The sequence below is a fragment of the Halobellus ordinarius genome, from assembly GCF_031823395.1.
GTDB classification, from domain to species: Archaea; Halobacteriota; Halobacteria; order Halobacteriales; family Haloferacaceae; genus Haloquadratum; species Haloquadratum ordinarius.
Genome location: NZ_JAVQKJ010000008.1, coordinates 141,226 through 167,191, shown reverse-complemented (window position 1 = coordinate 167,191; position 25,966 = coordinate 141,226). Strand labels below are relative to the sequence as shown.

Annotated in this window: 26 protein-coding genes and 1 pseudogene; 15 read left to right on the top strand and 12 right to left on the bottom strand. The window is 65.6% G+C overall.

The genetic code is table 11. The annotated features are described in order from the left end of the window. Positions 1-40 precede the first annotated feature (40 nt). The 3 genes and pseudogenes from trxA to RJT48_RS13310 all read right to left on the bottom strand — a co-directional run. Entirely contained in the window at positions 41-478 is a 438-nt protein-coding gene (gene trxA, locus RJT48_RS13320; protein ID WP_311172808.1) for a thioredoxin, read from the bottom strand. 102 nt (positions 479-580) lie between these two features. Next, positions 581-1,588, bottom strand: coding sequence for a sodium:calcium antiporter (locus tag RJT48_RS13315; RefSeq protein WP_311172807.1), 1,008 nt, complete (start codon positions 1,586-1,588; stop codon positions 581-583). Positions 1,589-1,631: 43 nt separating this feature from the next. Beyond that, positions 1,632-2,072, bottom strand: a pseudogene (locus RJT48_RS13310) (HhH-GPD family protein); the annotation flags it as partial. 31 nt (positions 2,073-2,103) lie between these two features. Between RJT48_RS13310 and RJT48_RS13305 the strand changes: the two are divergent. Further along, positions 2,104-2,559, top strand: a complete 456-nt coding sequence (locus RJT48_RS13305) for a hypothetical protein (RefSeq protein WP_311172806.1) — start codon at positions 2,104-2,106, stop codon at positions 2,557-2,559. 16 nt (positions 2,560-2,575) lie between these two features. Here RJT48_RS13305 and RJT48_RS13300 read toward each other — a convergent pair whose 3' ends face one another. Next, on the bottom strand, positions 2,576-4,006 hold the full coding sequence (locus tag RJT48_RS13300; protein WP_311172804.1) for an ATP-binding protein: 1,431 nt from the start codon (positions 4,004-4,006) through the stop codon (positions 2,576-2,578). 269 nt (positions 4,007-4,275) lie between these two features. Next, positions 4,276-5,217 carry an HhH-GPD family protein gene (locus tag RJT48_RS13295; RefSeq protein WP_311172803.1) on the bottom strand — a complete coding sequence of 314 codons (942 nt, stop codon included), beginning with the start codon at positions 5,215-5,217 and terminating at the stop codon, positions 4,276-4,278. A gap of 125 nt (positions 5,218-5,342) precedes the next feature. On the opposite strand from RJT48_RS13295, the gene RJT48_RS13290 reads away from it, so the two are divergent. After that, a complete protein-coding gene (locus RJT48_RS13290) occupies positions 5,343-5,666 on the top strand; it encodes a ribbon-helix-helix protein (RefSeq protein WP_311172802.1) in 324 nt (107 codons plus the stop codon). An 87-nt stretch (positions 5,667-5,753) separates the two neighbouring features. Beyond that, positions 5,754-6,014 (top strand): BolA family protein, encoded by a 261-nt coding sequence (locus tag RJT48_RS13285; RefSeq protein WP_311172800.1) that lies wholly within the window; start codon positions 5,754-5,756, stop codon positions 6,012-6,014. 44 nt (positions 6,015-6,058) lie between these two features. Here the strand turns inward: RJT48_RS13285 and RJT48_RS13280 are convergent, their stop codons facing one another. After that, entirely contained in the window at positions 6,059-7,693 is a 1,635-nt protein-coding gene (locus tag RJT48_RS13280; RefSeq protein ID WP_311172799.1) for a potassium channel family protein, read from the bottom strand. 134 nt (positions 7,694-7,827) lie between these two features. On the opposite strand from RJT48_RS13280, the gene RJT48_RS13275 reads away from it, so the two are divergent. Next, entirely contained in the window at positions 7,828-9,240 is a 1,413-nt protein-coding gene (locus RJT48_RS13275; protein WP_311172798.1) for a class II fumarate hydratase, read from the top strand. Between the two features lie 48 nt (positions 9,241-9,288). Here the strand turns inward: RJT48_RS13275 and RJT48_RS13270 are convergent, their stop codons facing one another. Beyond that, on the bottom strand, positions 9,289-10,464 hold the full coding sequence (locus tag RJT48_RS13270; RefSeq protein WP_311172797.1) for a helix-hairpin-helix domain-containing protein: 1,176 nt from the start codon (positions 10,462-10,464) through the stop codon (positions 9,289-9,291). 116 nt (positions 10,465-10,580) lie between these two features. Here RJT48_RS13270 and RJT48_RS13265 point away from each other — a divergent pair, with 116 nt between their 5' ends. The 3 genes from RJT48_RS13265 to RJT48_RS13255 all read left to right on the top strand — a co-directional run bounded on the left by RJT48_RS13265 (position 10,581) and on the right by RJT48_RS13255 (position 14,878). After that, positions 10,581-10,745: an HVO_2901 family zinc finger protein gene (locus RJT48_RS13265; protein WP_311172796.1), complete on the top strand. Its 165-nt coding sequence runs from the start codon at positions 10,581-10,583 to the stop codon at positions 10,743-10,745. Between the two features lie 129 nt (positions 10,746-10,874). After that, on the top strand, positions 10,875-12,743 hold the full coding sequence (gene gatE, locus RJT48_RS13260) for a Glu-tRNA(Gln) amidotransferase subunit GatE (protein WP_311172795.1): 1,869 nt from the start codon (positions 10,875-10,877) through the stop codon (positions 12,741-12,743). Positions 12,744-12,952: 209 nt separating this feature from the next. After that, positions 12,953-14,878, top strand: coding sequence for a methyl-accepting chemotaxis protein (locus RJT48_RS13255; protein ID WP_311172794.1), 1,926 nt, complete (start codon positions 12,953-12,955; stop codon positions 14,876-14,878). A gap of 6 nt (positions 14,879-14,884) precedes the next feature. Here RJT48_RS13255 and RJT48_RS13250 read toward each other — a convergent pair whose 3' ends face one another. From RJT48_RS13250 to RJT48_RS13240, 3 genes are read right to left on the bottom strand one after another with little or no spacing between them, the layout of a single operon-like run. Beyond that, the gene (locus tag RJT48_RS13250; protein ID WP_311172793.1) at positions 14,885-15,892 is read right to left on the bottom strand and encodes a M48 family metallopeptidase; all 1,008 of its coding nucleotides are present in this window, start codon (positions 15,890-15,892) and stop codon (positions 14,885-14,887) included. Positions 15,893-15,951: 59 nt separating this feature from the next. Next, positions 15,952-16,803, bottom strand: a complete 852-nt coding sequence (locus RJT48_RS13245; RefSeq protein WP_311172792.1) for an RNA methyltransferase — start codon at positions 16,801-16,803, stop codon at positions 15,952-15,954. Next, positions 16,804-17,400: a DUF8114 family protein gene (locus RJT48_RS13240; protein ID WP_311172791.1), complete on the bottom strand. Its 597-nt coding sequence runs from the start codon at positions 17,398-17,400 to the stop codon at positions 16,804-16,806. A 109-nt stretch (positions 17,401-17,509) separates the two neighbouring features. Between RJT48_RS13240 and RJT48_RS13235 the strand changes: the two genes are divergently transcribed. From RJT48_RS13235 to RJT48_RS13200, 8 genes are all read left to right on the top strand, one after another. Then, on the top strand, positions 17,510-17,956 hold the full coding sequence (locus tag RJT48_RS13235; protein ID WP_311172790.1) for a hypothetical protein: 447 nt from the start codon (positions 17,510-17,512) through the stop codon (positions 17,954-17,956). A 241-nt stretch (positions 17,957-18,197) separates the two neighbouring features. After that, the gene (gene rqcH, locus RJT48_RS13230; protein ID WP_311172789.1) at positions 18,198-20,315 is read left to right on the top strand and encodes a ribosome rescue protein RqcH; all 2,118 of its coding nucleotides are present in this window, start codon (positions 18,198-18,200) and stop codon (positions 20,313-20,315) included. Positions 20,316-20,342: 27 nt separating this feature from the next. Further along, positions 20,343-20,579 carry a hypothetical protein gene (locus RJT48_RS13225; protein WP_311172788.1) on the top strand — a complete coding sequence of 79 codons (237 nt, stop codon included), beginning with the start codon at positions 20,343-20,345 and terminating at the stop codon, positions 20,577-20,579. A gap of 63 nt (positions 20,580-20,642) precedes the next feature. Then, on the top strand, positions 20,643-21,359 hold the full coding sequence (locus RJT48_RS13220; RefSeq protein ID WP_311172787.1) for a DUF4013 domain-containing protein: 717 nt from the start codon (positions 20,643-20,645) through the stop codon (positions 21,357-21,359). 90 nt (positions 21,360-21,449) lie between these two features. After that, entirely contained in the window at positions 21,450-22,148 is a 699-nt protein-coding gene (locus RJT48_RS13215; RefSeq protein WP_311172786.1) for a DUF4013 domain-containing protein, read from the top strand. Between the two features lie 81 nt (positions 22,149-22,229). Beyond that, positions 22,230-23,297: an mRNA surveillance protein pelota gene (locus RJT48_RS13210; RefSeq protein ID WP_311172785.1), complete on the top strand. Its 1,068-nt coding sequence runs from the start codon at positions 22,230-22,232 to the stop codon at positions 23,295-23,297. 453 nt (positions 23,298-23,750) lie between these two features. Then, positions 23,751-24,128, top strand: a complete 378-nt coding sequence (locus RJT48_RS13205; RefSeq protein ID WP_311172784.1) for a DUF7718 family protein — start codon at positions 23,751-23,753, stop codon at positions 24,126-24,128. Continuing rightward, the gene (locus tag RJT48_RS13200) at positions 24,125-24,298 is read left to right on the top strand and encodes a hypothetical protein (RefSeq protein WP_311172783.1); all 174 of its coding nucleotides are present in this window, start codon (positions 24,125-24,127) and stop codon (positions 24,296-24,298) included. The genes RJT48_RS13205 and RJT48_RS13200 overlap by 4 nt, the downstream gene beginning before the upstream one ends. A 318-nt stretch (positions 24,299-24,616) precedes the next feature. Here RJT48_RS13200 and RJT48_RS13195 read toward each other — a convergent pair whose 3' ends face one another. Both RJT48_RS13195 and RJT48_RS13190 read right to left on the bottom strand, forming a co-directional pair. After that, positions 24,617-25,615 (bottom strand): ornithine cyclodeaminase family protein, encoded by a 999-nt coding sequence (locus tag RJT48_RS13195; RefSeq protein WP_311172782.1) that lies wholly within the window; start codon positions 25,613-25,615, stop codon positions 24,617-24,619. Between the two features lie 111 nt (positions 25,616-25,726). Further along, positions 25,727-25,966, bottom strand: a complete 240-nt coding sequence (locus RJT48_RS13190; protein ID WP_311172781.1) for a DUF8015 family protein — start codon at positions 25,964-25,966, stop codon at positions 25,727-25,729.

Genomic DNA, 25,966 nt, shown 5'->3' with positions numbered 1-25,966 from the left:
CCCGGAGCCGCGATCCCGAGTGCTGGCCGAAGCCGCCGGCCTAGAGGTACTGGTCGATCAACGAGCGGAGCGTCGACTCGTCTTTGACACCCACGATCTGCTCGACGGGGTCGCCGCCACTGAAGAGCAGGAGCGTCGGCACGCCACGGACCTGGTACTGCTGGGCGAGTCCCTGATTTTCGTCGATGTCGACCTTCGCGACAGCGGCGTCCGTCGACTCCGCGAGCGACTTCACCGTCGGCTCGATCATCTTGCACGGACCACACCATTCCGCGTGGAAGTCGACGAGCACGACGTCGTATTCCGAGACGACGTCCTGGAACTCGCCGGCGCCGTTCACGTGGATCGGTTCAGCGGGTACCACGTTCTCCTCGGCTTCCTCGTCGGCTTTCGGTCCATCGTTCAGTTCGGACGCCAGTTCTTGGCGTTTCTGCTCTCTGATCTCGTCGAGCGTCTCGTCGGATTGTGACTCGCTCATCACCTCCCGCTACGGAAGCCAGTAATAAAACAGTTTTGCAAGTATTGAACAATACAACTGGGTGGCGTATGTGCTGGATTAGCACGGACACAACCGGGGCGATCAGATCCCACGGACAGTCTCGATCACCCCGACGGTCTCGAGGGTCATCCAGAGGAGGAACAGCCCATATAGCGCCAGGAAGCCGTAGGCCTCGCGATCGGTGAGTTCCAGCCCGGTCCGGACGAAGACGACGAACACGATCGAGGAAAGCGTGAGAAACCCCATCGTCGGGATCGCCACGCGGAAATCGATCGTCGCCGACCCCGCCAGCAGAATGCCGAGCGGGATGGCGACGAGGAGGTTGAACGTGTTGCTCCCGAGCACGTTCGTGAGGCTCGTCACGTCCTCGTCCTGCTGGGCCGCACGGATGCTGACGAGGGCGTCCGGGAGACTCGTCGCCGCGGCGATGACGGTCAGTCCCCACAAAAACGAGGGCGTGCCGAAGGTCTCGCCGAACGAGAGCGCGGCGCGGACGAGCCCTTCGACGCCGACGCTTATGAGCGCCAGGGCAAAGAGCAGCGTCACCCAGGTTCGGCGCGGATTCACCTCGGGCGCGCCCTTGCCGACGTGATCACTCGCGTCCGCATAATGGAGAAAGACGTAGACCACGTAGGTCGCAAGCGGAATCACGGCCAGCGTCGGCGTCAGGATCGCTGCACTGTTGGTCCCGCCGGGAACGTAGGTCGCTCCGAGTGCGAACACGATAAACAGGACCAGCACGCTGATGATGTAGAACTGCGCGTCCTTGTGGACGATGTCGCGCGTCGCTCCCAGTGTCTCACTGGAGAGCGCAGACAGCGCCGGGATGACGAGGAGGTTGAAGATCGCGCTTCCGACGATAGCCCCGACGCCGAGGGAGAACTCCCCGTGGACGACGGTGCTGATGACGACAGAACTGATCTCCGGGAAACTCGACCCGACCGCGACGACGATGGCACCGTGGACCGCCACCGGCAGCCGGTAGTATCTGCTCAGGCGGTCGGCCGCCCCCTCGAAGAGCCCGCTCCCCTTCCAGATGACGGCGGTCCCGACGACCGCGAGCACGATTGCGACGGGGGTACTAACCATTGCTGCGGAATAACCGGGGTGGGATCAAAGACGTGTTCCCCTGCTACCGGAGCCGGGCGACGGTCTCGTCGCCCCGGTCGTCGATCGCGACCAGTTCGTCATCGGCCAGATCCGAGAGCAGGCCACGGAGCCACTCCCGACCGTACTCACCGTCGGGCGCGTAATCGATCCGGATCCGCGGTCCGAGGTCGGCGAGTTCGAGTTCGTCGTACTCCTTGAGCGTCGAGATGACGCGGCCCCGCATCTGTCGACGGCTGCCCTCGAAACTCGGCTGTGTCGGCACGTCGGGAGCGGTGAAGTCGCCAGTTTCGTAGGCGTGATACCACTCGCGCCAGGGGCAGCCCGCGGCGTCGCAGTCGGGGATCGTCCCGCACGCGACGCCACCGAGTTCCATCATCGCGTTGTTCCAGACGCGGGATTCGCCCGCGGGCAGCAGTTCGGCCGCGGTCGCCTCGAACGCCGCATCGTCGTCTGCGACGTCGAAAAACTAGGGCAGGGCTCCGATCGCCGGCCTGATGGTATCGCTACCGCCGTTCGAAACGACTACGCCGTCATCTACGACGCGAAAAGTCCGCGGTGACGGCTACTCTATCGCCACGGACGACCGAGCGATTCGGGAGTACATCGAGACGCACGCCCGGCAGTTGCGCGATCAAGGCGTTCGCCGCATCTATTTCGCCATCGTGTCCTCGACGTGCACTAACCCCGATCACAGCACACTGCGTGAGCTTCGGGAGACAACCGCCGTCGAGAGTATCGTATTCCCGAGCGCCGAGCTACTTGAAGAACTTATGGTACTCCGCCTCCGGGAACCGTATTTGAATCTGGATGATATTCGGGCAGTGTTCGGAACGAGGGACGGAATCTTCCGCCGAGAAGAATTGAACAACGTCCTCCCCGACTGGAGAGCTGTCACCGTTGATGAGTTCCTGGAGGCGACCAGCACTCCCTGCTACGCGTTCGTATCATAATGCTTCCTCTCGTCTCTTACCGCCGAGCGCCATCCCCGTTGGCGGCGCTCGGCGGGAAACAGTGAGAGTAATCACTATCAGTCGTCATCAGGTCAGACAACTCGAAGAGTCGGACGTCATCACGCGTGTCAGCGACGTTTCTGAGGTCGTCAGTATACCCGGAGCGGCTGAACAAGACGTACAGCGTCTCCCCGTCTGCCGGTTCTTCTGACCACCGGACCTCCGCCGCCGTTCGTTCGAGGTCGGTGAGGATGCCTTCGCTCACGGGTTGGGACGTGAATTTACACTCGCCGGCGACGAGTCCGCCGCCGGTGAGGCCGAGGACGTCGAGTTCGTGTTCCTTGAACCACCACTGCCCGACGTCACGGAATTGCCGGTCGGTGAGGTCTGGGAGCGCCCGCTGGCAGAGCCGTTCGAACAGCGGGCTCACGTAATCCGCTACTTCTGGTTCGACAAGTTCGTTGTACGCGTCGTCGTCGAGCATCCGAAGCTGGTCCTGGTTCCCGTAGACGAATCGGAACCAGAACCGGAACAGCGGCGCAGCAATGCGATACCGACCGCGTTTCGAGACCGTCGGTGATTCCGTCACGGGGATGTGGCGTTCGACCAGGCGGAGTCGACGAAGCTTCTGAAGGTAGGTACTGAGCGAGCCTGACTCCACGCCGGCCATCCCCGCGATCTCGTTCGGGGTGCGACGGCCGTGGGCGAGTGCGCGAAGGATGCTGAAGTACGTGTTCGGCTGGCGGAGTTCGGTGCGGAGCAGGAACTCGGGTTCAGAGTACAGGAGCCCGCGCTCCGAGAGGATTCCTTGCTGAACGTTCGAGCTGAGCGACTGGTCGGGGTCGATAGTCTGGAGGTAGTACGGCGTACCGCCGTAGATGGACCACGCCGTGATGGCCGTTTCCGGATCGTACGCCGGGAAGAACTGGCGTGCGTCAGGTACATCGAGAGCCTTGAGATCAATCGTCGCTGTCCGACGGCCGTACAGCGGTGCGCTGCCGGAGAGCACCTTGTCCTCCATGACGCTGATCGAGGAGCCGACGAGCACAAGCGTCATCCCCGTCTCCTGTAGCTCCATGTCCCACACTCGCTGGATCCGTGAGGGAAGCGATTCGTCCTCCTCAATGAGGAACGGGAACTCGTCAATGACTACGATAGCGTCTTGCTCGCCGAGTGTTTCGAGGAGGGCTTCCCAGTCGCGGCGGACGTTCTGCAACGAGGGGAACTGTGCAGTGGCGGTGTCGACGAACTGTTCGAGTTGGTTCTGTGCCGTGGATTCGACTGCTTGGTAGTAGACGGCGTCATCCCGATCAGCGATGGACTGACGGACGAGCTCGCTCTTGCCGAGACGACGCCGGCCGTAAATGACGACGAAGTCTGCGGTCTCGGACTCGTAGCAGTCCGTGAGCTGATCGAGTTCGACATCCCGATCAACGAATTGCTCCATACACCCGATAGCATCCCCACCCAAATAGAACTCCCGATTTTAGAAATCGTGATTTCGGAAATCTAAATTTCTTCTTTCAGCGCAAATGAGTACTTAAGGGCAAAACGCCCCGAAATCCTGAAGCCGTGAATAATGGTGACATAGACTCTCAACCTTGCGAATTCTATTTTGAAATCCATTATAGATACCACCTTTGCGAGCACAAGTAGCTCTTTCTGGGGATCATCGGCCCGTCGATGGGCGAGATGGGGGCGTCGATGTGAATCGGACTACTGGAGGCGAGCAGTTATCTGATCGTTTCCTTCCTCGATCTGCACGAGACCGTCGTCAGAGAGGTCTGAGAGGAGATTTCGAAGCCACTCCCGGCCGTGCTCGCCGTCGGGTGTATAGTCCACTCGTATCCGATGCCCGAGTGTGTCTAGGTCCATCTCGTCGTGTTCGCCGAGTAACCGGACGATCCGCCCGCGGAACTGTCGCCTACTCCCCTCGAAGCTCGGCTGTGTGGGTACGTCGGGCGCAGTGAAATCACCGGTCTGGTACGCGTGACACCACTCGCGCCACGGGCAGCCGGCCTCGTCACACCGTGGTTTCTTTCCGCAAGCAACGCCGCCGAGTTCCATGATCGCGTTGTTCCAGATTCGGGACTCTCCGGCCGGCATGAGGGCGTTCGCAACAGTTTCGTAGTCTGGATCGTCCGCATTATGGATTTCTGCAAATGCGCGGTAGAGGACCCGTTTCACGTTCGTGTCGACGACCGCGTCGCCGTTGTTGAACGCGAAGGAGGCGACGGCGTTGGCGGTGTAGGGCCCGACGCCCATCAACTCCGAGAGTTCCTCGGGCGTCCGCGGGAACTCCCCGTCGTACTCCTCGCTTACCTGTCGCGCAGCCTCGTGGAGGTACTTCGCGCGGTTGTTGTACCCCAGCGAGTGGTCGCTCCAGAAGGCGACGACGTCGGCGCGATCGGCTGCCGCCAGATCCGCCGCGGTCGGCCAGCGGTCGAGGAAGTCCTCCCAGGCGTCGACGACGCGCCCCAGTTGCGTCTGCTGGCTCATCACCTCCGAGACGAGGATCTCGTAGGGATCGTCGGTCTCGCGCCACGGGAACTCGCGGTGGTCGGCCTCGTACCACGAGAGCAGGGCGTCGCGGATCGACGCCAGATCGTCGGCCGGAACCGCCGCCGTCGCGGCCTGGGAGGCCTCCTCGTCGGTCATCGATAGTCCCTGTGGGCTCGCAGGGTTTGTGGATTCTGATCGGGCCTGACGGTTCGACCCTGGCCTCGGCGGGATCGCGCACCCGAGGCGAAAGCCGTTTGCCCACGCCACCCCAGCCTCGGGGTATGAGCCTCGATGCTCTCACTGAGGACGTCGAAACCGCCTACGCCGACATCGACGAGGAGCAGTCGGTGTCGCTGGACAGGGAGACCCGCCACGAACTGGCGATGCTGGCCGCAGCGTTCGGCACTGAGGAGACCGACGAGCTGCTGCGGCGGGCGGTCCATCTCCTCTTCCAGACGACGGTCGATCGCGGCACGCTGGATTTCCACCTCCGACAGGACTACGACGTGACATACGACGAGTATCTCTCGGGGATGACCTTCGAGGAGATGACGGGTGCCGATCAGTTCCCGCAGCGCGACGACGAGCGCCGGTATCAGATGTAGTCGCCCCCGTCAGCGAACCCGAGTGGAATCGCTGTCGACAGAGGCCCGAGCGGAGGGCTTTATTCCTTGGCGACGCTCAGACCGCGTATGGAAACCGACGAGGTCGAACGACGAATCGAAGCCGCAATCGACGACGCGGAGGCGTCAGTCTCGCTCCCGCGTGTCCCCGACGAGGACCACGAGGACGCACACTTCGCGGCAGTCGTCGTCTCGCCGGCCTTCGAGGGCCTGTCGCTCGTCGATCAGCACGAACTGGTGTACGACGCGCTGGGCGAGGCGATGACGACCGAGATTCACGCCCTGGAGTTGAAGACGTACACGCCCGAGGAGTACCGCGAAGCGAACTGATACTGTCGGTCGCGGCTATTTTGTGACCGACACCACCGTTGCAGTCACACGAACAGACGCTCGAACTCCCGGATGCTCTCGTCGGTTCCGGCGACCACGAGTTTGTCGTCGGTGCCGATCCGGGTCTTCGGCCCGACGTCAGTCACCACATCACCGTTGCGCTCGATCGCGACCACTGTACAGCCGGTTCGGGCGCGAATATCCGCCTCCGAAACAGTCTGTCCCGAGAGTTCGGGAGCCTCCATCCGAACCACTTCGATCTGTTGATCGAGTGAGAGCACGTCCCGTTCCGTCAGGATCTGCGAGGCGATCATCCGGCCCGTGACCGTCGCCAGCGACAGAACGTAGTCCGCACCCGCACGGAAGGCCTTCGGGATCGTCGGGCGCTCCTCGACGCGGGCGATGATCTCGATCTCCGGGGCCAGATCCCGAACCACGAGCGTCGCAAACTCCGTCGTCGTGTCGTCCGGCAGCGCGAGCACCACCGTTCGGGCGTCCTCGGTACCGGCCTCGACGAGCGTCTCCGGATCGGTCGCGTCGCCGACGACGTCGACGCCCTCGCCCTCGGTCCGATCGACCGTCGTGAACGGGACGCCGGCCTCTTCGAGCGCGGTCGCGACCGTCTGACCGACCTCGCCGTAGCCGAGGACGATTGTCTCTCCCGTCCGGAACCGGCGGAGTTGCGCCCGGCTCAGTTTGACGAGGCGTTCGAGCTGTTCGGAGTGGCCGGAGACGAAGAGCACCGTCCCGGCCGTCAGCCTCGTGTCCGGATGGAGAACGGCGTCGAACTCGCCCTGAAACCACGCGCCGAGGACGTTGACGCCGGTCTTCTCCCGGATCCCGCTGTCGGCGAGCGTCGACTCGGCGAGTTCGCTCCCGTGGCGGATCGGGATCTCCGCGAGTTCGATGTCGTCGCCGATCTCGATCGCCTCGTCGATCTCCGCGTTCATCGCCGTGGTCACCTTCGCGGCGAGGCTCCGACCGAGCAGCGACCGCGGCGAGAGCACCTGGTCGGCGCCGGCCAGCCGGTGGTACCGCTCCCTGTCGGGGTCCTCGACGACGCTGACGATCCGGACGTCCGCGGCGAGTTCCTTCGCGGCGAGGACGATGCTCGCGTCGACCTGATCCGAGAGGTCTGCGACCAGTGCCCGCGCTGTGGGGAGGTTCGCCCGCGCGAGTCCGTCTGTCGACTCGGGATCCGCCCGGATGACGCGGTGGCCGTCCTCGTATAGTTCGACCGCCCGATCGCGGTCCCCCTCGATGATCACATACGGCACGTCGAGGGAGTCCAGTTCCGACGTGAGTGTCTCCACCCGCGAGGTATCCGAGCAGATCACCACGTGCTCCGAGAGCGACTCCTCGACCGCTCGCGGGACCGTCGTCGAGAACGCGTTCTCCAGCAACGGCGTCGCCAACACCGGCAGCGTCCCGATCAAGAGTGCCATTCCGACGAGATCCATCACGGCGATGAACGCCTGCATCTGCGGCGCCGTCCACGGCGAGTCGCCGCCGAACCCGGTGGTTGTGAACATCTCGACGACGACCTGCAGCGAGTGGAGGAAAGTCACCGGATCGTTCTCCCAGACCCGCATCCCCCACTGGTAGGCCAGCGCCGTGAGCAGCATCACCGCGGCGAGGAAGACGGAGTATCCGACGACCCGACGTTGCCACGCGTTCACGGTTACGGGGTAGCGGGGAATTCTCTTAAACCGTCGGAATCGCGCTTCCGCTCCGACGCTGAGCGTCGTCGATACGAGGTCCCGCGCGACGCGAACCGACGGGTTTTACGCGCCGGCCGGCCGTCCCTCCGAGTATGTCCGACGACGACGAGTACCGCATCGAGCGGGACAGCCTCGGAGAGATGCAGGTGCCGAAAGACGCCTACTGGGGCGCGCAGACCCAGCGAGCGATCGAGAACTTCCCCATCTCGGGGATCGCCTTCGGCCGCCGCTTCGTCCGGGCGCTCGGGATCGTCAAGAAGGCCGCCGCGGAGGCCAACCGGGACCTCGGCCTCGTCGACGAAGAGAAAGCCGACGCCATCGTCGACGCCGCCGACGAGGTCATCGCGGGCGAGCACGACGACCAGTTCCCGGTCGACGTCTTCCAGACGGGCTCGGGCACCTCCTCGAACATGAACGCCAACGAGGTGATCGCCAACCGCGCGGCGGAGCTCCTCGGCGAGTCGATCGGTGACCGGACCGTCCACCCCAACGACCACGTCAACTACGGGCAGTCCTCGAACGACGTCATCCCGACGGCGATGCACGTCTCGGCGCTCGAAGCCGTCCAGAAGGATCTGATTCCGGCGCTTGAGACGCTCGCCGACTCGCTCGAAGCGAAGGAGTCCGAATTCGACGGCGTCGTCAAGACGGGGCGGACCCACCTGCAGGACGCGACGCCGATCCGCCTCGGCCAGGAGTTCGCCGGCTACCGGACGCAGGTCGAGAAGGGGATCGAGCGCGCGGAGGACGTCAGCGACCACCTCGGCGAACTCGCGCTCGGCGGCACCGCCGTCGGGACCGGGCTCAACACCCACCCGGAGTTCCCCGAGCGCACCGCGGCGTACATCTCCGAGGAGACGGGGCTATCCTTCCGGCCCGCCGACAGCCACTTCGAGGCGCAGGCCGCCCACGACGCGATGAACGAGGCCCACGGCGCCCTCCGGACGGTCGCGGGTTCGCTGAACAAGATCGCAAACGACCTCCGGCTGCTCGCGTCGGGGCCGCGGAACGGCCTCGGCGAGATCGAACAGCCGGAGAACCAGCCCGGGAGTTCGATTATGCCCGGCAAGATCAATCCGGTCGTCGCGGAGGCGGTCAATCAGGTCCACAAACAGGTCGTCGGCAACGACGCCGCCGTCGCCGCCGGGGCCGCGGAGGGACAGATCGATCTGAACCTCTACAAGCCCGTCCTCGCGCACAACTTCCTGCAGTCCGCGGCGTTGCTCTCGAACGCCGCCGAGACGTTCGCCGAGCGCTTCGTCGCGAAACTGGAAGCCAACGAGGCCGTCTGCGAGGAGCAGGTCGAGCGGTCGATGGCGCTGGCGACGGCGCTGAACCCGACGATCGGCTACGACAAGGCCAGCGAAGTCGCAAAGACCGCGCTGAAAGAGGACAAGACCGTCCGCGAGGTCGTCATCGAGAAGGGCTATCTCACCGAGAGCGAGGCCGACGAGGTGCTCGACCCCGAGACGATGACGCACCGCGGGATCCTCGGCGACGAGTGAGCCGCGGTTCGGCGGGTCGGCCTCGAACCGCAACCCCTCGCCCGCCTGTCAGTCGTCCAGAAGCGCCGCCGCACCTTCCTTGATCCGCGCGGCGGTCGTCGCCCCGACGTAGTCGACCGCTTCGAGTTCCTCCAGGCTCGCCCCCGACACCTCCAACGGCGTCGAGTAGCCCGCCTCCGAGAGGAAGTACGCCATCCGCCCGTCGACGGCGTCGATATCGGCCACCGACGGCCCGTACTGTCGCAGGAGCGTTTGACGCGCCGCCGACGGGGGAACGCCCGCCGCCGCGAGTTGCGACAGCGCCGCCTCGAAGAGCGACGCCTCCCGTCCCGTCTGTCGGGCCAGTTTCTCGGCCGTCGAGGGCCCGTCGTCGAGATGTTCCCGCGCGCCCTCGACGGCGACGGTCGCCGTCGCCTCGCTGAACGAAGGGACCGCCGCGAGGTCGGCCGGACGCGTCTCAGCCAGTTCGGCGATCGAGTCGAACCCCGCGGCGCGGAGCGCGTCCGCGCGTTTGGCTCCGACGCCGGGGATCTCGCGGAGTTCGGCGTCGGTCTCCTCGCCTTTCCCCTCGGTTCCCTCGTCGCCGACCGGCGGTCGATCGGCCGGTCGCTCCTCGATGCGGTCGTCCGGTTCGATCGTTTCCCGGGTCGGTTCGTCCGGTTCGCCCACTTCCCGGGTCGGTTCGTCCGGTTCGACCGCTTCCCGGGTCGGTTCGTCCGGTTCGACCGCTTCCCGGGTCGGTTCGTCCGGTTCGTCCGGTTCCCCGGAGGCCTCCGCCGAGGAGGAATCGTCCTCGAAGATCCCGTCGGGAATCGTCGGCAGTTCGGTCACCGGGACGTCGTCGGGATCGATGTGTCCCGAGAGGCCGGTCTCCTCGATGACGCGCGTCACCGTTTCGAGCCGCACTGCAGGGACGCGTGTCGTCCGCAGGTACTCCGCCACCGCCGCACGGTCCCTCTCGGAGGCGGGCGCGTTCTCCGGAAGATCCGCCAGGACTGACTCGTAATCCCGCTGGTGGGGGAACCAGGCGTCGCCGGTCGCGACGAGGACGCGGACGAGGGGGTCCGGGACGACGTCGCGGAGTTCGTAGCCGAGCCTGTCACACAGGAGCGACCGCCCGCCGTCACGGAGCGAGAGTTGATACCGTCCCCCGGGAAGCGACACCTTCAGCTTCGTCGCGCCGGTCGTATCTTCGATCAGTCGGGGCCGATCGTATCGGGTCACGTCTTGGGGTTCACCCGGTACGGGATAAATACCGGTTTGGCGGAACGACAGGATCAGTGTGGTCCGATCATCGGAAGATCGATACGTTGATACACGATTCCGTCGAATACCGCCGTATGCAGGGTCTCCAGTACAGTCGCGACCGCGGTCGCGACCTCCTCGAATGCCGACATTGTGGGGCGACGTTTCCGGAAGGGAAGGCGACGACCGACGGGTGGCACTACGCCTGTCCCGAGTGCGGGGAGGGCAGCGGCATCGGCGACGGACTGCGGCGACTCTAGACTGCGGCCACCGAATTACGCGCCGACTTGCAGTGGCTGCGGGCGTCGGTCGCCGGATCGCGCGCCGACGGGGGGACCGCTCGCCGCGGACTGAATGGTTTTTACGCCGGGGGTTCGCAGTAGCCCGTAATGACCGCGTACGACTACGACGACCTCGGCCTCGTCGCGGGGCTGGAGATCCACCAGCAACTCGACACCCCGACGAAGCTGTTCTGCGGGTGTCCGACTGCGGAGCGTGACCCGGATGCAGCGTCGCGCTCGTTTACCCGCTATCTCCACCCGACGAAGAGCGAACTCGGCGAACTCGACGAGGCGGCCCTCGAGGAGAGCCGCGTCGACCGGGAGTTCGAGTATCTCGCCTACGACACCACCTGTCTGGTCGAGGAGGACGAGGAACCGCCCCACCGGCTCGACGAGGAGGCGCAGGCGGTCGCGCTGCAGATCGCCGACCTGCTGGAGATGGAGCCGGTCGACGTCGCCCACGTGATGCGAAAGCTCGTCATCGACGGGTCGAACACCTCCGGCTTCCAGCGGACGTCGCTGGTCGCGCAGGACGGCCAGATCGAGACGAGCGAGGGGCCGGTCGGCGTGGAGGATCTGCTCTTAGAGGAGGAGTCCGCACAGCGCGTCGAGGAACGCGAGGGCGGTGTCACCTTCTCCCTGGATCGGCTGGGCGTCCCGCTCGTGGAGATCGGCACCCGGCCGGACATCGACTCCCCCGAGCAGGCCCGCGAGGCGGCGGAGACGATCGGGATGCTCCTGCGGTCGACCGGCGCCGTGAAGCGGGGCCTCGGGACCATCCGGCAGGACGTCAACGTCTCTATCGCCGAGGGCGCACGCGTCGAGATCAAGGGCGTGCAGGCGCTCGATCAGATCGACGAGATCGTCCGCCGGGAAGTCGGTCGGCAGGTCGAACTCCTCGATATCCGGGCGGAACTCCGAGAGCGCGACGCGTCGGTCGGCGACGTCGCCGACGTCTCCGACGTCTTCACGGACACCGACTCCGGCGTGATCGGCGGCGCACTTTCCGACGGCGGGTCGGTGATGGCGGTGCCGCTGTTCGGCTTCGACGGCCTCGTCGGCCGCGAGATCCAGCCGGACCGCCGGCTCGGTACCGAACTGTCCGATCACGCCAAGCGCCACGGGGCGGGCGGGATCTTCCACACCGACGAACTCCCGGCCTACGGCGTGACAGCGGCGGAGGTCGCCGCGCTCCGTGAGGCGGTCGACGCCAGCGACGAGGACGCGGTCGCGATCGTCGCCGCCGACACCGAGACCGCGGAACTGGCGATCGACGCCGCCGCAGCGCGGGCCAAGACAGCAATCGAGGGCGTTCCCGAGGAGACCCGCGGCGCCAACGAGGACGGGACGACCCGCTACCTCCGTCCGCTCCCGGGCGCGGCGCGGATGTACCCCGAGACCGACGTGCCGCCGGTCGACCTCGACCCCTCGGCCGTCGAGACGCCGGAGCTACTGACCGAGAAGGTCGAACGGTATCAGGCGGCGTACGATCTCGATTCCGGCCTCGCCGAACAGGTGGCCTACGGCCGCCGGATGCCGCTCTTCGAGCAGGCAATCGAGGAGGGGATCGACGCCACCTTCGCGGCGGGACTGCTCGAATCCACGCTGACTGAACTCCGCCGCGACGACGTCGCCGTCGAGCGACTGACGGACGAGCACCTGCTCGCGGTGATGCATCTGGTCGAGGACGGCGACCTCGCAAAGGAGGGCGTCGCGGCGGTGCTTTCGACCATCGCCGCGGACCCCGACCTCTCGGCGGAGGCGGCGATCGAGGAAGCCGGCCTCGGCGCCGTCTCCGAGTCCGACGTCCGCGAGGCCGTCAGCGAGGTCGTCGAACGGAACATAGAGCAGGTCGAGTCCGAGGGGATGGGCGCGTTCTCGGCGCTGATGGGCGAGGCGATGGGCGCGCTGCGCGGGAAGGCGGACGGCGAAATCGTCAGCGACGTCCTCCGCGAGGAGATCCAAAAGCGCGCCTGATACTGATTAGGAGTCTGCGGGCCGCATCTGCGCCACTCTGCGGCCAATCTGTTCGATGGGTCGGCCGTTCCACGCCAGTTTTTAGTGAAAATAGCAAGACTGCGCTTCCGTCTATTTCCGAACGAAACGTTCCGCTACCGGAAGATTCTAATTATCTATTTTGATATTTGGGGCACAGATTTTTCCCCCGGTGTGGGGTCGGACAAAGTATGGCGGGGAGCACGACAGACGCGGGGGTGGACAGTCCCGGTCTAATCGGCGGCGGGGGCGGGGTCGTAAGCGAGATCATCAAGTACACGCCGAGTGGAGATTCCATTCCGGCGGAGACCTGGCGTGGACGCCACCGAAAGGTGTTGGTCCTACTGCTGGCACACACGCCGCTTTTGCTCCTCCTCGGACTCTACGAGGGAACCGAGTCGGTACTCACTGGCGCGACGATCCCGGCTTTCTCCGTGCCCGAGGTCGGTCTCGGCATCGGGACCATCGTCGCCTTCATCGTCCTGGCGAGTGTCTCCCGGTTCGGCCGGCGCACCCGGACCACGTTCGCGACGCTTGGACTTGCGACGTCCTCGGCCGTGCTGGTGTACTTCTCCGGCGGGTACATCGAGGCGCACTTCCATTTCTTCGTCGTGATGGCAGTGGTCGCTGTCTACGAGGACTGGCTCCCGTTCCTCGTCGGAATCGTGTACGTGGCGGTCCAGCACGGGTACTTCGGAATGACGACCCCCGGCCTCGTCTACAACCACGCCGCCGCCATCAACAACCCGTTCGCGTGGGCGATGATTCACGCCACGTTCGTCCTGTTTCTCGCCGCCGCGCTGATGTCGAACTGGTACTCGATCGAGCGCTCCCGCGAGGAGACCGAAAAGCAACTCCAGCAGACCCAGGAGGTCGAGGAGGCGCGTGCCGACGCGGAAGCGCGACAGCAGGAGGTCGAGGAACTGAACGCCCACCTCGAAACCAAGGCCGACGACTTCAGCGCCACGATGGCGAAAGCGGCCGACGGCGACCTCGGCGTCAGACTCGATCCAGACAGCGACAGCGAAGCGATGACCCAGGTCGCCGAGGCGTTCAACGAGATGATAGAGGAGATGGAGCCGACGATGCGGGAGGTCCAGACGGTCGCCGGGGAGGTCACTGTCGCGAGTGAAGAAGCCGACGCCGGCACCGACGAGGTCAGGCAGGCGAGCGGGGAGGTGACCGACGCGATCCAGAACATCTCCGGCGGCACGGACGAACAGCGGGAGATGCTCGAGGAGGTCTACGGCGAGATGACCGACCTCTCCGCGACGGTCGAGGAGGTCGCCGCCTCGGCAGAAACCGTCGCCGAGACGTCCCACGAGACGGCCGAGATCGCGGAAACCGGCGAGATGACCGCCCAGCGGGCGATCGACGACGCCCGCGACGCCCAGTCGGCGATCGACTCGACCGTCGACAACGTCGAACGGCTGGAGGATCGGATGACCGAGATCGGCGAGATCGTCGAACTCATAAGCGACATCGCAGAGCAGACCAACCTGCTCGCGCTGAACGCGAACATCGAGGCCGCCCGCGTCGGCAACGGCACCGGCACGGCCAACGGCGACGGGTTCGCCGTCGTCGCCGACGAGGTGAAACAGCTGGCCGAAGAGACCCAGGAGTCCGCAAACGAGATCGAGGAGCTCATCCAGGAGACCCAGGCACAGACCGGGACGACGGTCTCCGAGGCGCGGGCGGCAAAAGAGTATATGCAGGAAGGCGTCGAGGCCGTCGAGGAGGTCCTGGACGCGTTCACGCAGGTGGCGACGAACGCCGAGGAGACAGACAGCGGGATTCAGGAGATCAGCGACGCGACCGACGACCAGGCCGAAACCGCCGAGGAGACGGTGTCGATGGTCGAACGGGCCGCGGAGATCAGCCGGACGACGGCCGACGACGCACAGGACGTCTCCGCGGCTGCCGAAGAACAGGCCTCCTCGATCTCGCAGGTCAGCGCGAACGTAGAGTCACTCGCCGAGCAGGCCGAACAGCTCCAGTCGCTGTTGTCGGCATTCGAGGCAGGCGGGACGACGGGGGAGCCCGCCGGGCGCGACCCCGATCCGACTGCGACATCGGGATCCAGCGTCGCGGTCGGCGACGGCGGCACGCCGGAGTAGTCGGGATCACTCGACGGGTATTCGGGTTGCTGAATCCGCTGCGATATCCGCCAGCCGCTCGATCCGTTCTTTCGTGGGCGGATGCGTCGAGAAGTACTCCCGGAGCCGACGCTCGGCGTCGGATTCGACCTCCCCGTGCCACAGGGGCGATCGCCCGACTGCAGCTGGCTTCGACGCCCGGTCGAGCTTCCGGAGCGCGCTCGCCAAGGCGCGCGGTCGGCCGGTCACCTCTGCGGCGCGTCGGTCGGCCGCGAACTCCCGCCGACGGGCGTGAGCGCGGAGTAAGAGTGTCACGGCGACGCCGACCAACACGACGCCCGATTCGAGCCGTCGTCTGATTCGACCCGGAACCGTCTCCGGCCACGAACGCGGCGCACCGCGGAACCACGCCAGGCTGAGGGCGATTCCGGTCACGAGGAACACGACCGGTGACAGCAGCACCTCGACGAGTACGACCACGAGCTGCGAAACCGAAAGGACGGCAGTCTGGACGAGGCTGTCCCGCCGTTCCAAGTGCGCGAGTTCGTGAGCGAGCAGCGCTTCGATCTCCCCCCCATCGAGCAACTCGAAGAGCGACGCGGCGACCACGACGGTCCCACGCCCCCGCGTCGCCAGGGCGAAGGCGTTCGGCTCGCCGAGTCGGGCCACGAGCAGCCGTGGCCGGTCGATCTCCATCGCGTCGGCGAGGTCCGCCAGCAGCCGGTGAACTGCGGGCGCACGTGCCTCGGACAGTTCCCGAGCGTCCAGCTGTGAGAGGATACGCTGGGTGCCCAGACGGAGGCTCAGGTACGCGGCGACGAGCGTGCCGACGCCGATCCCGAGCACGACCACACCCGGGTCCAGCCCGCCCTGCCACAGCGACGTGAACACGACGACGCTCCCCGCGGCGAGGACGCCGTAGAACGCCAGAAGGGCGAGTCCGACGAGGACACGCGCGACGAGCCCCGGTCCGGGGTCCCTCCCGGGCCGGACCGATCTGGCTGATCTACGGGATCGCGGCGGGGGTGAGGACATCAGTATCTTCGGTCTGCGGAACGGCGGCGTTCAGTAGTGGTGTCACGGAACCATTCGGATTAGTCGGTTCGGTTGCTGTTGGTTGCGACGGGCTCGTCGTCTTTGGTGCCACTTGTGTCGGGTCTCGCGTCGGGTTCTGTCTCCGTGTGGTCGCCGAACGAGCGGTCGCCGAGAAGTTCGTTCGCCCGCCGGAAAATGCCGGTGAGCGTGGTGATTTCCCGTTCGGTCGGATGCGCACGACCGAGCAGTCGACGCATCATCATCCCCGTCTTCGCTCGCTTGTGGTCCCGGCTCTCGATCGAGTGGTGGAACTCCTCGAAGAAGTCGTAGAACCGATCGATCGCCGCCTCGTCGGCGCGTTCGCGCTCGACGTCCGGGAGTTGCGTCTCGCCGACGGTCAGCGGCCGGAGTTCGTAGAGGAGGATCGTCGCGGCCTGGCCGAGGTTCAACACTGGATAGTCCTCGCTTGCGGGGATCGAACACACCTCATCGAGCTGTGCGAGCTCCTCGTTGTCGAGGCCGGTGCCCTCCCGGCCGAAGACGAGCGCCGTGCGCGTGTCGACTGCTTTCAGGCTCTCGCGGACCTCCAGCGGCGTCTTGAAGGGAAAGCGGACGTGCCGTCGGCTATCCTCGTTCGTGATCGCCGTCGTGCCGACGGTGTGGTAGGTGTCGACGACCTCCTCGAAGGTCACTTCCTCGGCGTTCGGCAGAACGTCCTCCCGGGCGTGCCCGGCGAAGCCGTACGCCTCGCCGTCCTCTGAGAGTTCCGGGGGATCGACGAGTTTCAGCTCCGAGAGCCCGAAGTTCTTCATCGCGCGGGCGATCGTCCCGATGTTGCCCGGCGTCTTCGGTTCCACGACGACGACGACGGGGTCGTGGCTGCGGCCGTTAGCGTCGCCCTCGCCCGACATCTACTTGGTGGGGTACTCGCGGCCGAGGTCGACGTCGTCCAGCGGCGGCGGCGCCTCACCGTCCGCGTCCTCGGCTTCCTCGACGGTCGTGATTTCGCCCGTCCGGAGGTCGATCCGCTTGCGCTCGCCCTCGTAGCTCTCGTTGAGCCGGCGGTTGAGCTCCGCCGGATCCGGGGGCGTCGGCAGCGTGCTCGGGTCGGTATCGACGTGTTCGAGGCCGCCGTAGCCCTCGGGAGCGCGGTTGCCGGCGGCGAACCACTCGTGGAACTCGTCGCGGAACCGTTCGGAACCGACCAGTTCCTTCCCGCCGGCTTCCCGGAACCAGTAGAGGAAGTCCGCCTCGTGGTCCGCACAGAGGAGCACCTCCTCCATCGGTTCGCCGTAGACGATCGCAGCCTGGTTGGCGCGGCGCTTTTCTTCCTCGCCGTAGGTGAGATAACAGGCGTCGCAGGGCTTCTCCTGGAGGTACGTCAGACGGATGAGCCGCTTGCGGATGTCCTCGGAAACCTCATCGAGCGGGCGGAACTCGCCGTCCTCGTCGAACACCTCCTCCTGGTCGAAGCGCCAGCCGCGGAGGCCGATGCTGACTTTGGCCATTAGCGGAGGGTAGCGGACGAGCGGATAAAAAGAGCGCGTCTCGGCGACCTCCACGTGTATTCGGCCTGCCGGGGGAAGTATCAAGAGCCGTCACCGAAAACGACCGAACGTGTCCGAAGAGCAGTCGCCGTCCGGGCCGTCGCCGTTGTCGCCGCGCGTGGAGTCGCTGTTACTCGGCCGGGACCCGGCCGAATCGATCCGGCTCTCGGCGGTCGCGGGCGTGCTGTTCGTCGTGACGTTCGTCCTCCACCTGCCGCCCCGACTCGTCGGCGGTCTCTCCGTCCCGTTCGGGCTGTTCCTGCCGCTCTTGGTCGGTATTGCCTTCCTCGCGGCGGCAGTCGGCGCCTTCCGAAACGACGGGCTGTTCGTCAGCCTGGCCCTGGCCGGCGGGCCGAGTTTCGGCTTTTACCTCCCGCTCGGACTGTTCGAGCTGACGTACCCGAGCGCGACGCTTCTGACCGGGCTGGCGATCGGCGCGGGCGTCGCCGTGGGCGCGGGCACGGCCGGCTTCGTCGTCGGCGCGGGTGCACGGCGGCTGTGGGAGCGTCTCGGCTAGGTAGTCGAGCGTGTCGGCGGCGTCCGGAGATGCAGCCCGCCGGTAGGTGAGCGCGTCGGCGGCCGGAGATGCAGCCCGCCGGTAGGTGAGCGCGTCGTCGTCGGCCAGTAGGTGAGCACGTCGTCACCCCGTAGCCGAGCACGTCTCGTCGGTCCGAGCTGCGGCCCGGTGGTGACGTGACGGCGCGTCCCGACGACGAACGGAACGTGCGGCTTTTCCTTCCCCCGCGAGAACGGGGGGTATGGATCCGAAGCGGGAGCTCACGAGCGTCGATCTGGCCGCCCTCGTCACCGAACTGACCCGGTACGAGGGGGCGAAGGTCGACAAGGCCTACCTCTACGGCGACGACCTGCTCCGCTTCAAGATGCGCGATTTCGACCGTGGCCGAGTGGAACTCATCCTCGAAGTCGGCGAAGTCAAGCGCGCGCACGTCGCCGACCCGGAGCGGGTGCCTGATGCCCCGGGGCGGCCGCCAAACTTCGCGATGATGCTGCGCAACCGCCTCTCGGGGGCGGACTTCGCGGGTGTCGAGCAGTACGAGTTCGACCGCATCCTCGTCTTCGAGTTCGAGCGCGGCGACGAGAACACGAAGATCGTGGTGGAACTGTTCGGCCAGGGCAACGTCGCCGTGCTCGATGAAACCGGCGAAGTCGTCCGGAGCCTGGAGACGGTCCGGCTGAAATCCCGGACCGTCGCTCCCGGCGCCCAGTACGAGTTCCCCGAATCGCGGATCAACCCACTCACCGTCGACTACGAACCGTTTGCCCGGGAGATGGAAGATTCGGACACCGACGTCGTGCGAACGATCGCGACGCAGTTGAATATGGGCGGCCTCTACGCCGAGGAGGTCTGCACCCGCGCGGGCGTCGAGAAGACGACGCCGATCGAGGACGCCGACGAGGACGTCTACCGGGCGCTCCACGACGCCATCGACGATCTGCGGACCAGACTCCGAGGCGGCGAGTTCGACCCGCGCGTGTACACCGACGAGGAGGGTGCCGTGGTCGATGTCACGCCGTTCCCACTGGAGGAACACGAGGCGGCGGGCCTCGACAGCGAGGCGTACGATACCTTTAACGACGCCGTAGACGAGTACTTCTTCCGACTCGAACTGGCAGACGATGCCAACGAGACCGAGGACACGGGATCGTCGCGGCCGGATTTCGAGGCCGAGATCGAGAAGCAAAAGCGGATCATCGCCCAGCAGGAGGGGGCAATCGAGGACTTCGAGGCGCAGGCCGACGAGGAACGCCGCCGCGCTGAGTTGCTGTACGCGAACTACGACCTCGTCGACGAGGTCATCTCGACAGTCCGCGAGGCGCGCGAAAACGACGTCTCCTGGGACGAGATCCGCGAGACGCTCGCGGCGGGGGCCGAACAGGGCATCCCCGCGGCGGAGGCAGTCGTCGACGTCGACGGCGCGGAAGGAACCGTGACGATCGAACTCGACGATACCGAGGTTGCGGTCAACGTCGACACCGGGGTCGAGAAGAACGCCGATCGACTGTACACCGAGGCAAAGCGGATCGAAGAGAAGAAAGACGGCGCGCTCGCCGCAATCGAAAACACCCGCGAGGAACTTGAAGCCGTAAAGCAGCGGCGCGAGGAGTGGGAGGCCGACGACGGCGAGGCCGACGAGGCGGACACCGACGAAGAGCCCGAGGATCGGGACTGGCTCGAAATGGAGTCGATTCCCATCAGAAGCTCCGAGGAGTGGTACGAGCGCTTCCGGTGGTTCCACACCTCCGACAGATTCCTGGTGATCGGCGGCCGCAACGCCGACCAGAACGAGGAGATCGTCACGAAATACCTGAACAAACACGATCTGTTCTTCCACACCCAGGCCCACGGCGGCCCGGTGACGATCGTGAAGGCGACAGGGCCCTCGGAGCCCTCGGAGGCTGTCGATTTCCCGGAATCGACGAAAAAGGAGGCCGCACAGTTCGCCGTCTCGTACTCGTCGATCTGGAAAGATGGCAGATACGCCGGGGACGCGTATATGGTGACGCCGGACCAGGTGTCGAAGACGCCGGAGTCCGGCGAGTACATCGAGAAGGGCTCCTTCGTGATCCGCGGCGACCGGACGTACTTCAGGGATGTCGCCGCCGAGGTCGCGATCGGCATCCAGTGTGAGGGCGAGACCCGCGTCCTCGGCGGGCCGCCGTCGGCAATCGAGGATCGCGTCGAGACGGCGGTCCGGGTGCGCCCCGGTCGCTACGCGCAGAACGACGCCGCGAAGATGCTTTATCGGGAGTTCAAAGAACGGTTCACCGATCAGTCCTTCCTCCGGAAAGTCGCGTCTCCCGACAAGATCCAGGAGTTCCTGCCGCCGGGTGGGAGCGAACTGGTCGAAGAGTAGGGCTCGGAGCGACCGGATCGAAGAGGTGTGTCTGGAGCGACCGGATCGAAGAGGAGCGCCCGGAGCGACCGGATCGAAGAGGAGCGCCCGGAGCGACCGGATCGAAGAGGTGTGTCTGGAGCGACCGGGTCGAAGAGGAGCGCCCGGAGCGACCGGGTCGAAGAAGAGTGGCCGGAACGAAACGGAAGCGAGCCTCAGACGGTGTACGGCGAGCATACCAGGGGTAAGCTGTTCATAGTTATCTGGGATAATGGCATACGATAACGCAGGGCGAACTCACCCGGACCACCGCCTCGGGTCCAACCTGTGGGGTCGCTCGGAGAAATAATGATACAACAATCACTGCAGTATCCCAGACACGACGACAATTGGATCACCACGGTTATCATCGGCGGCATCCTCACCCTGCTCGGCGTCTTCGTCATCCCGACGATCCTCGTTTTCGGCTACTTCGTCAGAGTGGCGCGCGGGACGATGCGAGGTGACGAACGGCCCCCCGCTTTCGACGAGTGGGGGGACCTCTTCGGAGACGGGCTGAGAGCGTTCGTGATCGCGTTCGTGTACGGACTCGTCCCCGGAATCGTCGGCGGCGTTTTCGTCGGCGGCGGGATCTTCTCGTTCGTCGTCGGGAGCGGAACCGAAAGCGCTGGCTTTCTGGGACTCGGGACGATCGGCATCCTCCTGGGCGGGCTCTTGGCACTCGTGTTGGGCCTCCTTGCGGCGTACATCGTCCCCGCAGCGATCTCGGGTTTCGCGGAGACTGGCCGGATTGGAACGGCGTTTTCGTTCGACGAACTCAGCCCTGTCCTGACGTCCGGAACCTACGCCACTGCCTGGCTCTCCGCCTTCGCGGTCGTGCTCGCCGCCGTCATCGTGGGCGGCGCCCTCAACGTGATCCCCTTCCTCGGGGCGATCGTTGGGGCGTTCCTCACGTTTTACGCCGCGGTGGCCGCGTACTACCTCATCGGCAGCGCGTGGGGGGAACTCCGCAGTCTCGATGGGGCCGAACGTGACGATACGGTCGACGACCAAGTCGCCGTCTAAACTCGGCGGGACGCTTCGCCGACATCTCCCTCCGGACCCATCGCGAGAGAGTAAAAAGAGTTACTTGTGAGCACCGAGAGGGTCGGGTCGATGCTCTCAGATGCCCTCCGTTATCCGCTGAACGACGACAAGTGGCTTCGGACGATACTGATCGGCGGCCTCCTGAGCGTGCTCACGGTGTTCGTGGTCCCGATATTCTTCCTCCAGGGCTACTTCGTCCGCGTGCTTCGCGGTGTCGCCAACGGTGACAGCCAACCCCCCGTGTTCAACGACTGGGGCGATCTATTCATCGACGGCGTGAAGCTTCTGGTCGTGAACATCCTCCTCTCCCTCGTCTTCGTCGCCGCGATGCTCGTCATCGGAGCACTCTTCGGTGCTGGCTCGCTGCTCAGCGGAGCAGGGCCCGGCGCCGATCCGGGCCCGGGCGGACTCATCGCCGTGCTCGGCGTCGTCGGATTCCTCCTCTTTCTGGTGATCGCACTGGCGATCGGCTACGTCGCCCCGGCGATGCTCGCGAACTTCGCCCGCGAGGACTCGCTCGCGGCGGCGTTCGACGTCTCGACGATCGTCGCGGGCGTCACGACCGGCGAGTACCTCACCGCCTGGGTGCTCGCGATCGCCGTCGCAGTCGTCCTCGGCACGGTTGCGAGCCTCCTGAGTGCCGTGGTGATCGGCATCTTCGGGCTGTTCTACGTGCAGGTCGTGACGTTCTATCTGTTCGCCCGTGGGTTCGCCGACGGACTGGACGAACCCGGCAGCTACGGCGGCGCGAACAGAGCGCGGCTGTAGCGCTCGCGCCGCTCGATTGATCCGGGGCTACCGTCCCCACGGATAGCAGGACCTTTCTTTCCCGACCGTCGACCTCAGTGTATGCGAATTTCGAGCCGCGGCCACGGCGAGGAGGGCCGCGAGCGGATGACCCTCGTCCCCGAGAACGTCGACGACCTCTGGCATCTCTCCCACGTCCTCGAATCCGGGGACCGGGTCTCCGGTGACACGACACGGCGGATTCAGCGCGACGACGACCAGCTCCGCGATACGGGCGGCCAGCGCGAACACCTGTTCGTGACGGTCGAGGTCTCCGACGTGGAGTTCGCACGCTTCGCGAACCGGCTGCGCGTCGGCGGTGAGATCATCGATTGCTCTCGCGAAGATCAGCTCGGGCACCACCACACGCTGAACGTCGAAGAACACGACGAGGTGACGATCGAGAAACACTTCAAGCCCGATCAGCTCGAACGGATCGAGGAGGCCGAACAGGCCGCCGAGAACGCCGACGTCGCGATCGCGACCGTCGAAGAGGGGGAGGCGCACATCCACACGGTCGCCCAGTACGGCACCGAGGAGCGTTTCTCCTTCACCGCGCCGACCGGGAAGGGCGAGTACGCCCGCCCGCGCTCGGAGCTATTTGCGGAACTCGGGCAGGCGCTCGCGCGGATGGACGTCGACGCGATCATCCTCGCCGGGCCGGGGTTCACGAAGGGTGACGCTCAAGACTACATCGCGGAGAACCACCCCGACGTGGCCGACCTGATCACCGTCGTCGACACCGCCGCTGTCGGGGATCGGGGCGTCCACGAGGTCCTGAAGCGCGGCGCCGTCGACGAGGTACAGACCCAGACGCGCATCTCCAAGGAGGCCGAATTACTTGATCAGCTGATGGAGGGCATCGCGACGGGCGAGAAGGTCGCCTACGGGATCGAGGAGGTGGCCGAGGCCGCCGAGTTCGGCGCCGTCGAGGAGTTACTCGTCGTCGACGATCGGCTGCGGCAGGAACGACAGGGCGAGGGCGACTGGGAAGTCGACGTCAACGACGTCATCCGGAGCGTCGAACAGCAGGGCGGCGACGTCACCGTCTTCTCCGGGGAGTTCGACCCCGGTCGACAGCTGAAAAACCTCGGCGGGATCGCGGCGCTGCTACGGTATCGGTTACAGTAACCCACCTTTTTTCGCCTCGGGGTCGCCTCCGGCGACCCGCTCGGCCAAAAAATCTGGACCAAAAAAGGCCGCTCGGCTCGCTTTGCTCGCCTCGCGGTGAACGCCGCGCTTCGCGCGGCGACATCGACTCTCCCAGACGAGAATAGAGAACGATACCACGATCTTGTTTTCACACTCATTTCACTGAATTGGCCGTTGGACTGGGCTTGCGAGTTGAGCATCCGCGAGCGAACGTAGTGAGCGAGCGGTTCACCGACGAAGCCGCCGAAGGCGGCGGAGTCGGTCACTTTTTGGTCCAGATTTTTGCAAGGAGTGGTCGCGCGCAGCGCGACCCGACGCAGCAAAAAGGTGGGCTGTACGGACCGACTCACGGAAGCAAAGACCTGGATATACAGACCGCCATATGACGCTTTCCGAATCCCTTACGTCGGTCCGTCTCCGCAGAGGCGAACAGTGACCGACGAGGACCCACGCGACTACGACCGGGAATACCAGCGGTCTCTGCCGGGGCCGCTTCGGGAGCGCGTCGGTCGAGACACCGACAGCGGCGAGGTCATACGCTTCGTCGTGCAGCTGGCGTATCACCACGACGGCCAGTGGCAGACGGTCGTTCGCTACGACCACGATCCCGGGAGCGAGTTCGGTCACGACGTTGAGGAAGAAGGACTCCACATCGATATCTACCGCGAGGGTGAGACGTATCGGACTGAGTTCGTCACGCCGCCGCTTCCGGCTGCCGTCGCCCTCGATCACGCCGAAGACCATTTAGCGAAGAACCTCGAACGCTTTATCGAGAGATTTGAGCAATGGCACGGGATCAGGAACCAATGACCGACGCCGAACTCGCTGCGGCCAAAGAGGAGATCCAAGAACTCCGCGAAGAGATCCGCGAGGATCTCGCTGCGGACCTCGACGGCGATCCCGAGGAGTACGATTCCGAGAAGCACTTCCGTGATCTCGACTCCGATACCGGCGAGGCCGTCCCCGACGGCGGCGAGTAGACCACCTCAGCACGCCGGTTGAATTACTGGCGTTCGTTCCGTCACCCACGTCGGCCCCCTCGGGTCGTCGACGGTACCGCCCACACGCTACGCCACAGCCTCGCCTACCGGATGCTCCACGTCTACAACGGATACACGCTCGATATTCAGCAGACAATTCCTGACAGAGCTTGAGTAGGTAACGATCCGGGGTGATACAGCGTTCGTCTGTATCGATCAATCATCCCCATTTCGTGACTGCGCTCCTGAACGTCTTGGGACGTGCCTGACTCCCGACAGCTACCGCCGCTACGGGATGTCGACGAAGACCAGGGGCCGCTATTCGCCGGTGAGCGCCTCGCTCCCCGGGGCGAAGTCGATAGTGGTCCCCAGGTCGGCCGCATTCGCCCGCTCGTAGAGCAAGTACGCGCCTGCGGCCGTCTCGATACCCGTCCCGCCGCTGTCGAAGACGGTGATGTCGTCGCGGGCCTGGCGGCCGGGTTCGTAGCCGGCGACGACCTCGCCCAGTTCTGCGTGGATGTGGTCCTCGTCGACGACGCCTTCCTCCAGTGCGTGCAGGAACGAGCCGGCGTCCTGCGTGGCGCGGGCGCGGAGATCAGGCACGTACGTCGCGCGCTCGATGGTCGTCGTGTCGAGTTCGCGTTTCGCCGGGTCGTACTGTCCCATCGCGGTGACGTGCGCCCCCGGTTCGAGCAGGTCGCCGTCGAAGACGGGCTCGCTCGCGTTCGTCGCTGTCACGACGATGTCCGCGCCCTCGACGGCTGCCGCGGCGGAGGCGACTGCGGCGACGCTCCCGTCGAGCCGGCGATCCATCTCCCCGGCGAAGGACTCTCTGTGTTCCTTGGTCGGCGAGTAGACCCACACCGTCTCCAGGTCGCGGACCGTCGAAAGCGCGCGGAGTTGCCCCCGTGCCTGCGCACCGCTGCCGATGATCGCCGCCGAGGATGCGTCCTGTCGGGCGAGCTCGTCGGCCGCAACCGCGCCGGTCGCGCCCGTCTTGAAGGGGTTCATACTGGCGCCGTCGAGCAGCGCAATCGGCTCCCCGGTCTCGGCGTCGAAAAGCGGCGTCGCGAACCACGAATCCTCGGCCGCAAAGCCCGCCGCGTACATATATCCGCCCATCACGCCGGTGTCCGGAAGCACTGCGGCGTAGGTCGTGAGAAAGCCCGGCGGGTCGGCGTTTTTCAGTTTCGTCCGCGGTTCGGCGGGGGCACCTTCGCCGCGCTGTCGGTAGGCCTCCCGGACCGCGTCGACGAACTCCGCGGGCGTCGCGAGGCCGTCGACGTCGTCGCTCGTGAGAAACAGCGTCTCGGTCATATCTCCGACTTCGACGGCCACCGACAAGAACGTGCGGGAGAAGTCGTGTGGAGACTGACCAACTGCGAGCGAACAAGCAAACGGCGAAACGGAAAATCGAACGGAAAACGATCAGTCGGCGTTCGGATACGGTGCGTTGCCGTCGGGTCCGATCTCATCACGTTCGCGTCGGTCGGGGGTCGTCGCCACGGGCGCCCGGACGAACATCGCGTGAGCGATGATTCCGGCCGCGACCGTCGCGGCGACCGGCAGCGCCGCCGTCAGCGACAGGCCGGCCAGCACGAGAGCGCTGCTCAATCCGAAGAGCGTGATCGGGATCAGCCCGAGCACGTAGTCGTAGTACCCTGGCAT

Coding starts and splice junctions, on each gene's coding strand:
- RJT48_RS13195 (WP_311172782.1), bottom strand. CDS start 25,615: ATGACCGAGACGCTGTTTCTCACGAGCGACGACGTCGACGGCCTCGCG.
- RJT48_RS13315 (WP_311172807.1), bottom strand. CDS start 1,588: ATGGTTAGTACCCCCGTCGCAATCGTGCTCGCGGTCGTCGGGACCGCC.
- RJT48_RS13245 (WP_311172792.1), bottom strand. CDS start 16,803: ATGTCGGGCGAGGGCGACGCTAACGGCCGCAGCCACGACCCCGTCGTC.
- RJT48_RS13190 (WP_311172781.1), bottom strand. CDS start 25,966: ATGCCAGGGTACTACGACTACGTGCTCGGGCTGATCCCGATCACGCTC.
- RJT48_RS13295 (WP_311172803.1), bottom strand. CDS start 5,217: ATGACCGACGAGGAGGCCTCCCAGGCCGCGACGGCGGCGGTTCCGGCC.
- RJT48_RS13250 (WP_311172793.1), bottom strand. CDS start 15,892: ATGTCCTCACCCCCGCCGCGATCCCGTAGATCAGCCAGATCGGTCCGG.
- RJT48_RS13215 (WP_311172786.1), top strand. CDS start 21,450: ATGCTCTCAGATGCCCTCCGTTATCCGCTGAACGACGACAAGTGGCTT.
- RJT48_RS13300 (WP_311172804.1), bottom strand. CDS start 4,006: ATGGAGCAATTCGTTGATCGGGATGTCGAACTCGATCAGCTCACGGAC.
- RJT48_RS13265 (WP_311172796.1), top strand. CDS start 10,581: ATGCAGGGTCTCCAGTACAGTCGCGACCGCGGTCGCGACCTCCTCGAA.
- RJT48_RS13305 (WP_311172806.1), top strand. CDS start 2,104: ATGGTATCGCTACCGCCGTTCGAAACGACTACGCCGTCATCTACGACG.
- RJT48_RS13240 (WP_311172791.1), bottom strand. CDS start 17,400: ATGGCCAAAGTCAGCATCGGCCTCCGCGGCTGGCGCTTCGACCAGGAG.
- RJT48_RS13200 (WP_311172783.1), top strand. CDS start 24,125: ATGACCGACGCCGAACTCGCTGCGGCCAAAGAGGAGATCCAAGAACTC.
- RJT48_RS13285 (WP_311172800.1), top strand. CDS start 5,754: ATGGAAACCGACGAGGTCGAACGACGAATCGAAGCCGCAATCGACGAC.
- RJT48_RS13210 (WP_311172785.1), top strand. CDS start 22,230: ATGCGAATTTCGAGCCGCGGCCACGGCGAGGAGGGCCGCGAGCGGATG.
- rqcH (WP_311172789.1), top strand. CDS start 18,198: ATGGATCCGAAGCGGGAGCTCACGAGCGTCGATCTGGCCGCCCTCGTC.
- RJT48_RS13220 (WP_311172787.1), top strand. CDS start 20,643: ATGATACAACAATCACTGCAGTATCCCAGACACGACGACAATTGGATC.
- gatE (WP_311172795.1), top strand. CDS start 10,875: ATGACCGCGTACGACTACGACGACCTCGGCCTCGTCGCGGGGCTGGAG.
- RJT48_RS13275 (WP_311172798.1), top strand. CDS start 7,828: ATGTCCGACGACGACGAGTACCGCATCGAGCGGGACAGCCTCGGAGAG.
- RJT48_RS13290 (WP_311172802.1), top strand. CDS start 5,343: ATGAGCCTCGATGCTCTCACTGAGGACGTCGAAACCGCCTACGCCGAC.
- RJT48_RS13255 (WP_311172794.1), top strand. CDS start 12,953: ATGGCGGGGAGCACGACAGACGCGGGGGTGGACAGTCCCGGTCTAATC.
- trxA (WP_311172808.1), bottom strand. CDS start 478: ATGAGCGAGTCACAATCCGACGAGACGCTCGACGAGATCAGAGAGCAG.